The organism is Flavobacterium sp. Leaf82 (genome assembly GCF_001422725.1).
GTDB lineage: Bacteria > Bacteroidota > Bacteroidia > Flavobacteriales > Flavobacteriaceae > Flavobacterium.
In genome coordinates, this window is sequence record NZ_LMMA01000011.1 from 42,412 (window position 1) to 57,091 (window position 14,680).

A 14,680-nucleotide genomic window follows, 5' to 3' on the forward strand; every position below is an offset into this window, starting at 1 on the left:
TTCTAATTCAATAAATAATCTATAAAATGCAGATAATAGAAAAAAAATGGGAGGATAAAATCTTTCCGGATATAAAAGATGGCCTTGTTATCGTTTTTAAAATACCTGTTTCTACAGACAAGAAAGACTCAGGGGAAATATTTGCAGAAATGTTTTGGAAAAATGCACCAGGTGATAGCTATTCAATACCGCCTTTGGTTTTTTCTTCTAAAAGCAATATATATTATACTTTTAAAAATGGCATTACTATTATTGGCATGTTGCAGTGGGAAAAAATCAATAATCCCAATATTATTGATACAGACGGAATATGGAGTAATTTTAAATATTATAAAAAAGATCTTCAAACCTATATCTGGCATACCGAAGGGTTTCTGATTAGTTTTAATCCAAGAAAAAAACCAGATGATATAGTACCACCCCCTATCCCAATTGATATTATTGAAGAGGATGAACCTATCGATCCCAATATTATTTTAAAACCCTCAAACGGAGCAAATTTATACAGTGATTTGTTTCCTTATATCTATATTTCAGGCTGGCCAAAAATATCCGAAACAGATAAAAAATATAACTTTTTTGGTTATGTGAGTACAAATAGCAGCCCACCAACAAATACTTTTTATGATGAGTTAAAAACTTTAAAGTCAGCAGAAAACAGAACAGGAATGCAAAATGAAGCCATTGCTTTTCTGGAAGGTAAAACGCCATACCAGAACCAGTTTGTGGCTGAAGTAAAAAAACTATCCGGATATATTGGATCATTTACAGCATTATACAATCATCTCGAAACAACAAAATCAAGTGAGAATATCGTTTTTGTGGTTTGCAGTTTCTTAAAAACCGATGTTGTTTCAGTATTAAATTATCTCAATTCAACGGCTTATAAGGAATCCAAAGAAAAACTTTGGGATTCGTATTTTGCACTATTGATCGAAATGGGTTATAAAAGCAGGGATTTAGAAGCCATCATAAAAAATCTTACTATTTGTAATTATTTAGAAACTGTTTTTAGTTCTCTAAATTCTAGAAAAACTGCAACAATTTTACAAAGCGAGACTTTGTCTAATCTGTTCCATGCAACCATACTTTTAGACAAAGCTATTTTTCCGTTGCCCCCATATAGTACATCACCGCCACAATCACCTACTCTTCCTATTTTACCGTATGCAATTGGCAATTTGCAATTGGTAAAATACAAATTACAGCGTTATGAAATGGGAGAACTCGCTCATGTAACAAGTGTAATGCCCGGTGAAAAAAGAAAAGTCGTTAACCGAAAACTAGATCGTGTAACTGATAAAGAAGAAATTACAACTTATAACGAAAGTACTTCTGAAAATAAAACGACCGAAAAGAGTAACGATTTTAGCAAAGAATTATGGAAAGCAATTGCTGAAACCACTCAAACCAGTAATTATCCAGACCCCGGTTTGGTATCTACTTACGGCCCTCCGACAAACATTACCATAATGGGTTCTTATACGAAAGCCCAAACAACTCAAACGCCGGAGAAAAAGCAAATTACCCTATATGCAAAAAAAGTACTTAATCTAACTACACAACGAATTTCTGAAAAGATAAACAAAGTACGTTCGCATACGCAACTGAAAGAATTAGAAGATACTGCCACAAGTATTTTTGATAACTCAAACGGAAAAGATCCTGCTTACGGCATGTACAGTTGGTTAAATAAAGTCTATAAAGCTAAGGTTGTAAATTATGGCAATAGAATGCTTTTTACTTTTTTGATTCCTAATCCTGCAGCTAATTATATTTCGCAGGTTAAAATTATTGCAGGTAATAATCTAACAGAACCACTTTCGCCAGCAGAATTATATATAAAAACCTATCAGGATATTACACCGGATAATTATTTGGCTTTGTGCCAATATTATCAACTAAAAACATTTCCGCTTGCCCCAAATACACAGCTTGTTATTTCGGATATTATGCAACTTGGCGAAAGCAAATTAATAGGTATTCCAAAAGGATACGAAGCCTCACAAGCTACCATTAGTTATGCTTTTGGTGAAGGAAACGCCACCGCAGTAGTCAATGGATTTATTGGCAAAAGCAGTTTTACTTTTGACCAGTCTAAAGGAAATACCGGTAAACAAAGTTTTGACCTGAATAAGGAACAGAATACTATTGCCGTGGGAATTGTTTCCAGTAATGTTATTACGATGTCGCCTCCTTCATCTGCAATAGATTTTCAATTATCTGTTGAAATCATTAGTTTGCTAAATGCTGAAACCTTGCTGAGTTGGCAAATTTCAATTTACCAGCTGATAAGTACGGCTTATGCTGAACAATATGAAATTTACAATCAAAAAAGCAATGTTTCAAACGGTAAAGAAGAAAGAGTGAACCCATTGAAAGATTATTTAATTGTAAAACAAGAACTTGAAAAAGGAGTACGTCAACAATTGCAAAATCATATTATGAGCACTGTAGGATTACCTCCTAATTATAATGATGAAATTTCTTCTCCCGGAATAAATTTCAACTATCCTGAAAATGCACAGTATATAAACTCCTCTTTAGAATGGAACGAAATGACATATACTTTTTTAGATGAATATAATAGTCAAAATGAATTGTTTACAGTTTCATCACTTTCACCTGATTATTTTTCGGGTTTTCTAAAAGCCGCTTACGCCAGAGTAACTATTCCTGTTACACCTCAATATAATTATGGATTTCTATATTTTTTAAGTACCGGATTTATTTGGCCATCAGCAGATCATTTTGCGCCTTGTTTTGATGATTCTCAGATAGAGAACAATACAAGTACAGATCAGGCAACTATTGTTCAGGAACTCAAAAATGTTTTTAAAGAGCCCAATCTTATAGAAAAAACGATAGATTCATGGGAAGTAGTAATTCCTACTTCCATGCAAATGTTACAAAAAAATAATTCACTAAAAATTCAAAACCATGAGTAACCCTAATTTTAATTCTAACTTTAATCTACTTCCTATTAGTACTCCTGTAGGATCTATTATTGCTTTTGCAGGCAAAATAGGAAAACCTTCTGATTCAGGGCAAATTGAGCCATTTACTACGCAATCTATTGAGGCTTTTGGGTGGATGGTATGTGATGGATCAGCACTTAGTGCCTATCAATACCCGGAATTATATTCGGTTTTGGGAGATCTGTACGGATCTTCAGGATCAGAAAGCAATCTTACCTTTAATTTGCCTGATTTAAGAGGGCAATTTCTTAGAGGCATTGGCGTAGATAGTGCGAGTACCGAAAATAGAACAGCAGCACCAAATGGTGACGTAAATGGTGTAGGTTCTACACAAACAGACGCTTTACAAACGCATGTACATACTTATAGTGAGCCTACAGGCGCTAGTCCGGGAAATTCCGGGCCTGCTTTTGCAGCAATAAACCCCAATGCATTAACCGGCGCGCCTACAAACGAACCTGGGCAAGCAACTGTAAAAGTGAGTCAGTTAGAAACCCGCCCGACGAATGTATTTATAAATTATTTGATAAAATACACCTATAATTTGTCAAGAGGTTTTACCGGTCCGGACACAAATACAGAATCTTAATTAACAAACAAACTCCCAGATGAAGCCTATAAGAAACGTATACATGTGTTTGGTGCATGAAAACCAGGATTGCATTATCGATTTGGTACGTAACCTGCACCATTTAGACCCGGATTCAAGAATCATGCTTTATAATGGTGGAACCAATACGACGTTATTTGATAATTTTCCTTTTGGTCAATATAATGTGATCATTCATCCAACGCCTAAACCTTTAAAATGGGGCTGGCTTCATGATTTTGCTATTGATTGCATGGAATACGCTATTCGTCATCTGGATTTTGATTTGATAACCGTTGTTGATTCGGATCAATTGTTATGTGGCAAAAATTATTCGGCTTATGTAGCAGATACTTTTCATAATAATCCCAAATTAGGAATGTTAGGGCAAGTTGCAACACGCATTGAAGCCGATACTAAAATAGATCCTGCTATTACGGCTTATGCCGAAAAAGATTTATGGAAACCTTTGTTAGAAAAACTCCCTAATGGTAAAGAAGCTTTTTTATATTGGACATTTTGGCCATCGACAGCTTTTACTTATGCTGCAGCCGGCGATTTAGTTAACCTTTTTAGAACCGATTTAGAGCTACATTCAATTTTAGAAAAAACCAAAATATGGGCAAGTGAAGAAATTCTGTTGCCCACTTTAACCATTGCATTGGGGTATACAATAATCGAAAATCCTTGTGTTTATGATTTTGTAAAATATCGAACTTCTTACGCAACTAATGAAATACAGAAAGCCATCCAAAAAGAAAATGTTTTTTGGATTCATCCAGTCGAGAGGAAAATCAATGATAAAAATCGAATTTATGTTCGAAATGCCTTTAATGATTACATTATGAATTCCTTTTCCAGCTCTTCTATTCAGTTAGAACCATTATTTAATAGTATTAAGGAAAAAGTCAATTCTATTGAAGGATGGCTGTATGAAGATGAAATAGAGTTGTTAGCAACTATTTGTTATACGAAAGCGCAAACAAAAAAAGTTCCTGTACTCGTTGAAATAGGAAGTTATTGCGGTAAGGCTACTGCGGTAATGGCTTTGACTGTAAAAGAAATTAACAACGAAGCAAAAATATTTGCCATAGATGATTTTAGCGGTCGATTAGGCGCCGAAGATACCCGAATCGATTTGTATGCTCCTAGTTTTGAAAAATTCCAGCATACATTGCGGCAATCAGAAATAATCAATGAGATCACCATTATAAAAAACACATCTTCTTTAGTCGATTTTAAAGAAGAAATTGATGTGCTTTTAGTAGATGGTTTACATGATTATGCTAATGTGGCGAGAGATTTTTATAATTATGAAAAGCATTTAAAACCAGATAGTATTTTGTTATTTCATGATTACGACACAGGATTTCCAGGGGTAACTCATTTTGTTAACGAATTAATTTTTAATGGAAATTATCAAACTTTGGGCAAAATAAATAGCTTAGTTGCACTAAAGATGATTGGAACAAAATCTACAGAAACATTAAAATCAAGTATTAAAATTACTAATAAAGAAGTAATTATAAATAAAAAAGAAAGAATGGTTTCCTGCATCATGCCAACTTATAATCGACCTGAGTTCATAGTAGACGCTATTAATCAGTTTTTGAATCAGGATTACGAAGAAAAAGAGTTAATCATTATAGATGACAGCGATATTTCAATTGCTAATTTAGTTCCGGAGTCGAAACTTATTAAGTATGTCTATTTAAATGAAAAACTAAATTTGGGAAGCAAACGTAACATGGCTTGCCAAATAGCAAAAGGTGAAATTATTATTCATCTCGATGATGACGATTATTATGCTACTGATTGGCTACAAAAGCAAGTATCATTTTTGACAGAAAAAAAATTAGATATTACCGGACTTGCCACTCCTGTTTTTTATAAAAAAGATGAGGATAGTTTTTGGCAATATGTATATCCTGAAAAACATAAACCATGGGTATATGGAGCAACTTTATGTTATACTAAAGAATTTTGGCAGGCAAATCCATTTCCGGCAAGCAATAGTGGAGAAGACAATGTTTTTGTATGGAATGAAAATGCAAAAAGAATACTTCCAAATGATGCAGTTACATCCTATTTAGGGCAAATTCATGATAAAAATACAAGCCCAAAACAAATAAGAGATCTGCGTTGGAATAAATTAGAAAATAATGGATTAGTCAGGGCTATTTTAGATTCTATTGAAGATTATAAAATAAATAATCTATAAAATATCCCTGACTAATCTATTTAAATTACATTTTTTATAGAAATAACACTCATCGGTTCTATTACGATATTCTTTAATTACAATCTTTTTATTTCCTGGTCATTACCAAATTTTCTTTCTTTAGATCCCATTTTATTATTTCCAAAACTGTAAGATAATGAAAATTTAAAATATCTTGTATATCCGTAGTAATTTTGTTCTTGCCTGATATTGTTTATATTGGCTACTCTGTAACTTGTAGAATTATTAAAAACATCATAAAAACCAGCTGTAAAATTCAGGTTGTTTTCAAGTACAGAATATTTCATGATTAAATCAAGACTGCTTGATCCTGAAACTTTATACAAGCTTTCTGCAAATGGAGAGTTATACCAAAAACCTACCTGACCTTTTAAACTTTTAGATTTGTTTAATATAAAAGTATTATCGGTTCTTACGTTAAAACTAAACTGATCGACATTATTAATCGTAGTAATATTTTTTTTGGCTTCTGATGAAACATAATAGTAATCAACATTATTTGATGTTTCCCACCACGGAAATATTTTTGTCGTATAAGATTGGCTAACCCCGTAAGTAGATTGATTAAAAAAGTTATCCATCTTTAAAACCGTTTCATTTGTTTCTTCATTTCCATTCAGCATAAAGTCAAATCCGTTTGACTGGTAAGAATAAAAAACATTGGTTACAAAATCGTTTTTATACGTATGCGAAAACTCAAAATTATGATTTATAGAAGGTGAAAGGAATGGATTTCCTATTGAATACATAAACGAATTGGTATAAAAACGAAATGGAGTCAGGACAAGAAATCCCGGTCTTTTGATTCTTTTTCCATAATTAAAAGAAAACGTATTGTTCTCATTTTTTTCGTAAGATAAATAAAACGATGGGAAAAAATTTAAATAATCACTGTTGATTTCTGTAAACGGATTTACTGATTGCGTATCAATATGTGTGTTTTCTAAACGCAGTCCTAGTTGCAATTCAATCTTTTTACCAATTTTTTTCAAACCTTCAACATACAGTGCTTCGATGTTTTCCTTGTAATTAAATTGATTTGTATTTTCAGGAACAATTACGGGAGTACCACTCATATTGTCAAAAAACTGGGTTGAACTATTGTTTTTAGTAATTCCAATTTTTCCTCCATACGTTAATTCAATTAATTTTGTGGGATGAAATATATCAACTTTTGCACTATAATTTTCAACATCCAAAATCGTCTTATTCGTTGCCAGTAAATCTTTGTTTATAAAATTCATATCGGCATCGAGTCGGTCTGTATCAAAATCATGTCTTTGATCTGAGCCATAGTAAAAATAATCCAAATCAACGTCGATTTTTCGTCCTAAAGTATCTAAAACGCTAGTAAAATGCGTGTTAAATGTATTTGTAGGAGCCTCAAAATGAGAGTTTGAATTGTTTTTCAGGATATAATTCTGGCTGTTTTCAATTATATAAGAGTTGCCATTAATATTCTTTTTTGCATCAGTTGTATTATTATAATATTGCACACCAATAGTTGTGTTTTTGGTAATTGAATAATCAAATTCAAATCTTCCTGTGTACAAATTTCTATGACGTTTTGTTTGTTGATAGGTTCTCCACTCTCCTTCTTCGAAACCGGAAAAGATATCTTCTTTAAAAATCATGTTCTCCTCATTATAATCAAGATTCAGCAAAAATCTTATTTTATCCTTTTTATACGTAAAATTATTTCGAAGGTTACCACTTGCCAATTGCCTTTGGGCATAAGAACCTACTATTGTATTTTTCCATGCATCCTGAGCTTGTTTTTTGGTAACAAAATTAATAATCCCCGAATTTCCCGATGCATCATATCGTGCTGAAGGATTTGTGATCACCTCAATTTTTTTTATTTCCTCTCCGGAAAGCGTTTTAATATACGATGCAAGTTCTTCTCCGGTTAACTTAATAACTCTTTCATTAACCATTACTAATACTTCGCTTTTTCCTACCAGACTAATAATTCCGTTCTGAATTTTAACTCCCGGTACCAAACGAAGCGTTTCAAGTCCGTCACTGCCTGTAGCGGCAATACTGTTTTCTACATTAAAAATTAGTCTGTCTACTTTTCTTTCAATTAATTTTTTTTCTGATTTCACTGTTACATTATCAAGCTCTATCTTCTCTTCACTAAGTACAATTGTGCCTAAATCTGTATCACCTTGCAGGACAATTTCTTTTTTCCACTCTTCAAAACCTGCAAAAGTAACTGTTATAATACCTTGTGTAATGGAAGTTTTAATTAAAAAACCCCCATCACTATTGCTTACTGTACTAGTTATTAATTTGTTATCCGTGCTTGTAAAAACAACATTGGCAAAAGGAATTACCTGATTGCTATCTGATACTTTTCCTTTTATGGTATATTGGGAAAAACTCAGAAAAGGCAGGAAAAACAAAATAAAAAAAGACTTTTTAATCTTCGATGTTTCTATAAATTTATCTTTCATAGTAGTAAGCCTAAAGTGCTTTTTTATAAAAATATTTGGCAATGGAAATATCAAAAATTGCCATACCCATAGGATTAAACATAATTACTTCATCTGGTTTAAATTTAGACAGCGCATTTTGCGTAAAAACATCAATTAAATTCAGTGTATTCTCTTTGTTTAAATTGTATTTTTTATGCATTATTTCGATATCAGTGTTCTCACGACAGATTTCTTCCCAATTATCGACAACCATATAATTGATATGACTGATTACTTCGGGTTGGTAATCTCTAAGCGAAATATTTAAATGAAGACTGCCTTTTTTAGGTACTAAATCAATATATCTGTCACTTGATACTGTTGCTGTTATAAAAATATCAGCCGTTTTGAAGGTATCTTGCCAGGAATTTGAGATGACAACTTTTGAAGCAATCGAAGCAGGAATTTTTTCCTCATCGACTTTATTGATATCATACAAAAACACGGTTTCAATCTGATCTGAAAATAATGCTTCAATCATTTCTAAGTGACGTTGTCCTATCGGGCCAAAACCAACAATTCCAACTTTAAGCTTCTCTTCTTTGCTTACTTCCAAAAACTTTCTAATCATGGTACCGCTCACGGCTGCCGTTCTTACTTCGCTAATTAAAGTAGAATTAATGATACAAACCGGTTCTCCGGTATTAGAATTATTTAAAATAGTTACTGAATTTGCTCTTGCAATTCCCTTATTAATGTTTTTTGGAAAACTCGCAATCCATTTTATCCCCGCCATATCGATGTCACCGCCAACAAAAGCAGGCATAGCGATAATTCTGTTAGCCGGATCACCAAATCGTAAATAAGGTTTTATAGGTTGCGAAAAATCATTGTTTGATAAAATATGAACTGTTTCCTCTATTGTATCAAGAAGTTCATTCCAATGTCTTGGAATTCTTAAAACGTCTGCTTTGTCTAAAAAAATCATAATTATTTTTTATTGGTTTATTATTGGTTTTCTATTACTGTTTACTATTATAAAATTCTTTTTGAATTTTATGTTATTATCGTAAAGTTTACTTTCGTTACCCTTTACTTTTTTGCTGCCGTAATCCTAATCACAACAGTTTCTTCAATTACATGTACTTCAAGAGGCAGCAATAATATCTGGCAACACCAAATCTTTCCATTCCGTAAGACTGGGAATAAAATCTGAACTGCTTTTAATGGATTGATACACTTCTCCATCAGCATTTGTCTTAATTGAAACTCTTAAAATCTCATCGTTCATAATTCCGTTTTTAAAAATATTTTTAGATTCCTGATCCCTTGATAATCTTATTTCTGCCAGAACATTGATTAAGACCTGAAACGAATTAAAGATATTATCTTTTACCCATTCCGCTATAGAATCAAACATCGCGATTGCAGAAATAATGACAATATAGTTTTGACTTACTAAGTGATCTGCAAGTCTGAAATAAATTTTTGCAAGATCAATTCTTTCATTTTTTTGTATTCACCTATAGTACCCAAAATCACTCTCAAATCATCTCCGTCTAAAAAAATAACTTTATGCCCATCTCTGTCTAAAGATTTCTTTATTTCGTTGGCAATCGTTGTCTTTCCTGCCGAAGAGTAACCTGTTAACCAGATTAGTCCCTTATTTTCTTTTTTCATTTGAAAAAACCATTTACGAGTTTATTTATTTTAGATAGTGAGGCCTTGAGCGGCGTTGGTTTTAGCTCCTCGTTGTAATTTGCATTTGAAAGATATAATTCTTCAAGCTGTTGGTTAAAATTTGTATGTTTTGCTTTTATCTTCTCGAATTTCTCATTAGCATATTGATACAGCTTTAAATCAAATTCATTGTATTTTGTAATTAGTTCTATTACTTCGTCCGTTTTTTGTGCCTCAGAAAGATTCACTTTAGAAGTGTTTACTTTCTCTTTAAACTTGTCGATCTTTAATCCATAAGTCAGATTTAATAAACAAACACTTTCGTAGAATTTCTCTGTTATTCCGAATGTAGGGAAATATTTATCGAAGTTGTAAATTGCCCTGTCATACATTTCGTTAGTACATTTTCCAAACGGAACATTTTCTATTCCTGATAACATCCTAACCATTCCATTATCAAATTCTGTTGAAATTTTACTTTCTACAAAATCCGTTAACGACCATTGATTTGATATCGTCATTTTGTGCAAATAATGTTCTGGCTCTCCTAATGCCAGTCCATATACAGATATGATCCTTTTAACAGGATTTCGTATCATCGTAAAATAGGTAAACTGGTCATAGTATCGATGTAATCCAAAACTCGCATGCCCCCCCAGGTATAAGATCTTTTCCTTTTCTAACTGAGGAAGACTGATAAATTTTTCTACTGAATCTTTTGAAACTCCTTCCGGATTATCAACATACATCAGGAACATTTCTTTATCCTTAAAAAGCTTGAAAAATATTTTACTCATTGCTAAACCTCCGGTTCTGGGAACATGAAGGAATATAAGAGGCAATTGTTTTTTGTCAAATGGCATAACTTAATTTTTAGATTTATTTTATTTAAGGATTTCTAATTCTTTAGTGGTTTTCTCTACTATGTTGTTAAAAATAAATGCCAGTTCTATGGCGGCATCACGCAGTAAATAGTGTCCAACATTTGGTATAACATGTATCTCAACTTCGTTTGAGTAATTGTACCATTTTTTATATTCTTTACTATATCCTTTGGTTAATGGATCTTTATCACCAGTAATGAAATAGATTGGAAAATCAAATTTCTTAAAGTTTGATTCTTTTATTAAATTACAGTAATGATAAAAACCTAAGGTTGCAATAGTACTGTCAAATCTTATATTGTTGATAAAAAACTCTTTATCAGGAGATACTTCCGGATATTTTCCTCCAATTTTACCAAGAAACTCAATGATGTCTGCATCAGTTCTTTTATCGGGCTGGTTTGAAACCATTGTAGGTGCAAGCATACCTCCAATACTTAGTGCACGTATATCAAAATTATTTTGTCTTAATAAATCTGCAATTCCTACTGCCAACGGACTACCGTTACATTGTCCGAAAACAATAACCGGAACTTTAATAAGACTTTCTATCTCTGAAACAATTTCTTTAATAAGACGAATCCTGTTTTGTTCAAACATCTCTTCGTTATTTAATCTTGTTCTTGGAAGTTTAACCGCGTAAAAATCAACCTCTTTATTTAAATCCTGCAATGCAAAAGCCGTATCTCTATAGCTAAATGGCTCTCCCGCAGAATTAGGTACTGAAACAAAAGCAATTTTAGCATCTGAAGCACTCGAAATTTTTTCAAGCAATACACTTCTTAATTCCATATTACTGATCTTATCCATAAAAGCCGCCAGTGTTTTTATAGTTGGATTGTTATATAAATCATTTACGGTAAATGCATTTTTTACCTTAGACACTAATCGTATCGCTTTAAAAGAATCTCCACCCAGTTCAAAAAAATCTTCATCTAAACGAATATTTTTCTCCTCCAGAATATCTTGCCAGATACCAAGCAGTTTTTCTTCGGTAGCAGTCATAATAAGCTCTTCTTCTAAATTTTCTCTCTCTACTGTAAGATTTAATGCTTTCAATGCTTCCCTGTCTGTTTTGCCGTTTGGGGTTAATGGAAATTTATCTACATGTATAAAAAAAGACGGAATCATATAAGCCGGCAGATTTTGCTTCAAATGATTTCTCATTGCGGCAATATCCTCAGGCTGATTCGCTGAATAATAAGCAACCAGAACTACATTTTGGTTATCATTGCTTTTTTCAATAACAGCAACCTGCTTAATTTCCGTCATTAGATTTAGATTTACTTCAATTTCTTCAAGTTCAATCCTGTGTCCTTTTATTTTAACCTGATAATCCTTGCGTCCAAAAAATTCAATATTACCATCTTCAGACCATCTTCCAATGTCTCCTGTCTTGTACATTCGTTCTCCTTTTCTAAACGGGTTTTCGACAAATACTTTAGCTGTTAATTCTTTTTCATTAAAATATCCTCTGCAAACACCAATTCCTGACACACATATTTCTCCCTTAACTCCAACAGGGCAGATATTGAAGTATTCATCTACTATGTAAATAGAAAAATTCTGAACTGGTTTTCCAATAGGGACAGCACCTGTTTTTGACAGTTCATGCGTGATGTAATGTGTGATATCATCAGAAGCTTCTGTAGGTCCATAAGCATTCATGACCGGAATATCAGGGAAATTGTTAAACCATTTCTCAAGTAAATTAAACTTTAATGTTTCTCCGGTCAATATTATAAATTTTAATTGAGAAAAATCTGGCTTATTTACTTCTTTTGATTCAATAAGGTCAAAAATCATTGACAAATACGATGGAACAACTTCTAAAATAGTCGTTTTGTCTGCTTGTATCCTTTTTAAAAAGTCAGAAGGGTTTACTATTAATTCCTTACTGTAAATAATGGTCGTACCTCCGGTAACCAGAGCCGTTAGAGCCTGCCAGACAGAGATATCAAAAGATTGTGATGCATTTTGTGCAATACGGCTTTGCTCACTAATGTTTAAATCATTTATTTTAGCATGAATATGATTTATCATACCAAGATGTTCAATCATAGCCCCTTTTGGTTTTCCTGTAGTTCCTGAAGTATAAATAACATAGGCTAAATTATCCGGACCTATTGAAACTGGCAGATTATCTGCTGGAGATTCTTGCCATTTTTCTTCAAAAACGACAGAATCAATTACAATTTTACATGATTTTTTTATAAAGTCTATACGATCCTGAGGATATTCAGGATCAATAGGAACATAAGCTGCAGCTAGTTTAAAAATCGCTAAAATTGAAATTATCATTTTTTCAGATCTCTCTTGCTGCACTCCAATTAGATCTTCTGTTTTTATATCATGATTTGCAGACAGATAATTTGCAAGCTGATTTGCCTTCTTATTTAGTTCAGAATAAGAAATGCTTTTATCTTCAAAGATTACAGCAATTGCATTTGGCGTTTTTTCAACTTTCGATTCAAACAAATGCAAGAATGTTTTCTCCTTATCAAAATCTTTGTGTGTATCATTAAAGATATCCAAAACATTCTTTTCATCTTCTGATACCCATTCAATTTCATGTACTTTGGCATCCGGATTATCCAGAATTTCTTCTGCTAATTTTAAAAATCTACTTTTAAGAAGCTCTACTTGACTGTCGCTGTAAGTCGCAGGATTATAGCTCATTCTAACATCAATCAACTGATTAGAGCAAATATCTAATGACAAATCATAACTAGTGTACTCAAAAACTTCTGAATGGTTTACTTTAAAATCATGTTGTGTTTCTGTTGATTGTGCCGTCATTTGTTCAACAGGATAATTTTCAAAAACCAGTAAGTGATCAAATAATCCTCTTTTTAAATTGGTTTTTGATTGAATTTCACTCAGACTGTTATAATGATGGTCGAGTGAGTTTATTGAAATATCATGTAATTTTAATGCAATATTTTTAGCAGTCTCCTCCGCTTCAAATTGTACACGAACCGGAATCGAATTTATAAACAAACCGATCATGTTTTCTATACCATCCAGATTTGCCGGTCTTCCGGATACGATAATGCCAAATAAAACGTCTGTAGCGTTGTTCCATTTTGCTAATAAAATGCTCCACACGGTCTGAATAAATATGTTCTCCGTTATCTCCAGTTCTTTACACGATTCTCTAAGTCTGTCTGTAAATTCGAGATCAAATTGTACATATTTTGGTTCAGAATTTATAAGAGCGTTAGTCTGATTTTTAGGAATTCCTGTCAAGGCATTAAAACCTTTCAAATAATCTTCCCAATAGTTTAGTGATTTTTCTTTGTTAAGACTTTCAAGCCAAACAATATAATTAGAATATTGGGCTACCTCACCCAAGTCTATCTCAGTGCCGTTTAATAACGCATTGTATATCTTAAAAAAATCTTTTGTGATAAGACTATGGCACCATCCATCCATTAAAATGTGATGATAACTCCATATAAATTCAAAAATGCCTTCTTCTAGTTTGATGATTTTTAAGCGCATCAAAGGACCTTTTTCTAAATTAAAACCTTTATTTCTGTCTGCTATCTTAAAATCAGCCAGATCAAGAGCATTTTTTTCTGTAAAATCCAGGTATTCTACATCATATTCTCCAGTTTTTTTAACAATCTGAAGCAATTGATCTTCTATTTCTCTTGTAAAAACGGTTCGTAATATTTGATATCTGTCAATTATCATTTTAAAACTTTCTTCTAACTTTAGAAGATCAACAATCTCTACATTAATTCTATAGCTCATTTGCTGAAAATAAAGTGAATTATCATTTGAAGTTATCCAATGATAATATATACCGGATTGCAATGGAGTTAGTTTGTAAATATTTTCTATCATTATTCTGCTTTTTATTTTTATTTTATTTATGATTT

9 protein-coding genes are annotated in these 14,680 nt (G+C 32.4%); 3 read left to right on the forward strand and 6 right to left on the reverse strand.

Annotated features, from left to right (window positions below; genetic code table 11):
• Nucleotides 1-26 precede the first annotated feature (26 nt).
• Genes ASF10_RS08580 through ASF10_RS08590 form a run of 3 tightly spaced genes read left to right on the forward strand, consistent with a single transcriptional unit; the run spans nt 27 to nt 5,788 of the window.
• Nucleotides 27-2,948, forward strand: a complete 2,922-nt coding sequence (locus ASF10_RS08580; protein ID WP_056247692.1) for a hypothetical protein — start codon at nt 27-29, stop codon at nt 2,946-2,948.
• Nucleotides 2,941-3,567 carry a tail fiber protein gene (locus ASF10_RS08585; RefSeq protein WP_056247694.1) on the forward strand — a complete coding sequence of 209 codons (627 nt, stop codon included), beginning with the start codon at nt 2,941-2,943 and terminating at the stop codon, nt 3,565-3,567. Before ASF10_RS08580 ends, ASF10_RS08585 begins: the two co-directional genes overlap by 8 nt.
• Before the next feature lie 19 nt (nt 3,568-3,586).
• Complete coding sequence (locus ASF10_RS08590) at nt 3,587-5,788, forward strand: glycosyltransferase (RefSeq protein WP_082472404.1); 2,202 nt, start codon at nt 3,587-3,589, stop codon at nt 5,786-5,788.
• A 77-nt stretch (nt 5,789-5,865) separates the two neighbouring features.
• Here ASF10_RS08590 and ASF10_RS08595 read toward each other — a convergent pair whose 3' ends face one another.
• The 6 genes from ASF10_RS08595 to ASF10_RS08620 form a co-directional block, all read right to left on the reverse strand.
• Complete coding sequence (locus tag ASF10_RS08595) at nt 5,866-8,268, reverse strand: TonB-dependent receptor domain-containing protein (RefSeq protein WP_056247697.1); 2,403 nt, start codon at nt 8,266-8,268, stop codon at nt 5,866-5,868.
• Nucleotides 8,269-8,278: 10 nt separating this feature from the next.
• Nucleotides 8,279-9,217 (reverse strand): 2,3-diaminopropionate biosynthesis protein SbnB, encoded by a 939-nt coding sequence (locus tag ASF10_RS08600; RefSeq protein WP_056247698.1) that lies wholly within the window; start codon nt 9,215-9,217, stop codon nt 8,279-8,281.
• 159 nt (nt 9,218-9,376) lie between these two features.
• Entirely contained in the window at nt 9,377-9,649 is a 273-nt protein-coding gene (locus ASF10_RS08605; RefSeq protein WP_056247701.1) for a hypothetical protein, read from the reverse strand.
• A 38-nt stretch (nt 9,650-9,687) separates the two neighbouring features.
• Entirely contained in the window at nt 9,688-9,909 is a 222-nt protein-coding gene (locus ASF10_RS08610; protein WP_056247703.1) for an adenylyl-sulfate kinase, read from the reverse strand.
• Entirely contained in the window at nt 9,906-10,772 is an 867-nt protein-coding gene (locus ASF10_RS08615) for a sulfotransferase family 2 domain-containing protein (protein ID WP_056247704.1), read from the reverse strand. Before ASF10_RS08615 ends, ASF10_RS08610 begins: the two co-directional genes overlap by 4 nt.
• A 21-nt stretch (nt 10,773-10,793) precedes the next feature.
• Nucleotides 10,794-14,645 carry a non-ribosomal peptide synthetase gene (locus ASF10_RS08620; protein ID WP_082472405.1) on the reverse strand — a complete coding sequence of 1,284 codons (3,852 nt, stop codon included), beginning with the start codon at nt 14,643-14,645 and terminating at the stop codon, nt 10,794-10,796.
• Nucleotides 14,646-14,680: the final 35 nt, after the last annotated feature.

What these genes read in the sequence shown, in the direction of transcription:
- ASF10_RS08580 (WP_056247692.1), top strand. Translation starts at nt 27, where the DNA reads ATGCAGATAATAGAAAAAAAATGGGAGGATAAAATCTTTCCGGATATA.
- ASF10_RS08585 (WP_056247694.1), top strand. Translation starts at nt 2,941, where the DNA reads ATGAGTAACCCTAATTTTAATTCTAACTTTAATCTACTTCCTATTAGT.
- ASF10_RS08590 (WP_082472404.1), top strand. Translation starts at nt 3,587, where the DNA reads ATGAAGCCTATAAGAAACGTATACATGTGTTTGGTGCATGAAAACCAG.
- ASF10_RS08595 (WP_056247697.1), bottom strand. Translation starts at nt 8,268, where the DNA reads ATGAAAGATAAATTTATAGAAACATCGAAGATTAAAAAGTCTTTTTTT.
- ASF10_RS08600 (WP_056247698.1), bottom strand. Translation starts at nt 9,217, where the DNA reads ATGATTTTTTTAGACAAAGCAGACGTTTTAAGAATTCCAAGACATTGG.
- ASF10_RS08605 (WP_056247701.1), bottom strand. Translation starts at nt 9,649, where the DNA reads ATGTTTGATTCTATAGCGGAATGGGTAAAAGATAATATCTTTAATTCG.
- ASF10_RS08610 (WP_056247703.1), bottom strand. Translation starts at nt 9,909, where the DNA reads ATGAAAAAAGAAAATAAGGGACTAATCTGGTTAACAGGTTACTCTTCG.
- ASF10_RS08615 (WP_056247704.1), bottom strand. Translation starts at nt 10,772, where the DNA reads ATGCCATTTGACAAAAAACAATTGCCTCTTATATTCCTTCATGTTCCC.
- ASF10_RS08620 (WP_082472405.1), bottom strand. Translation starts at nt 14,645, where the DNA reads ATGATAGAAAATATTTACAAACTAACTCCATTGCAATCCGGTATATAT.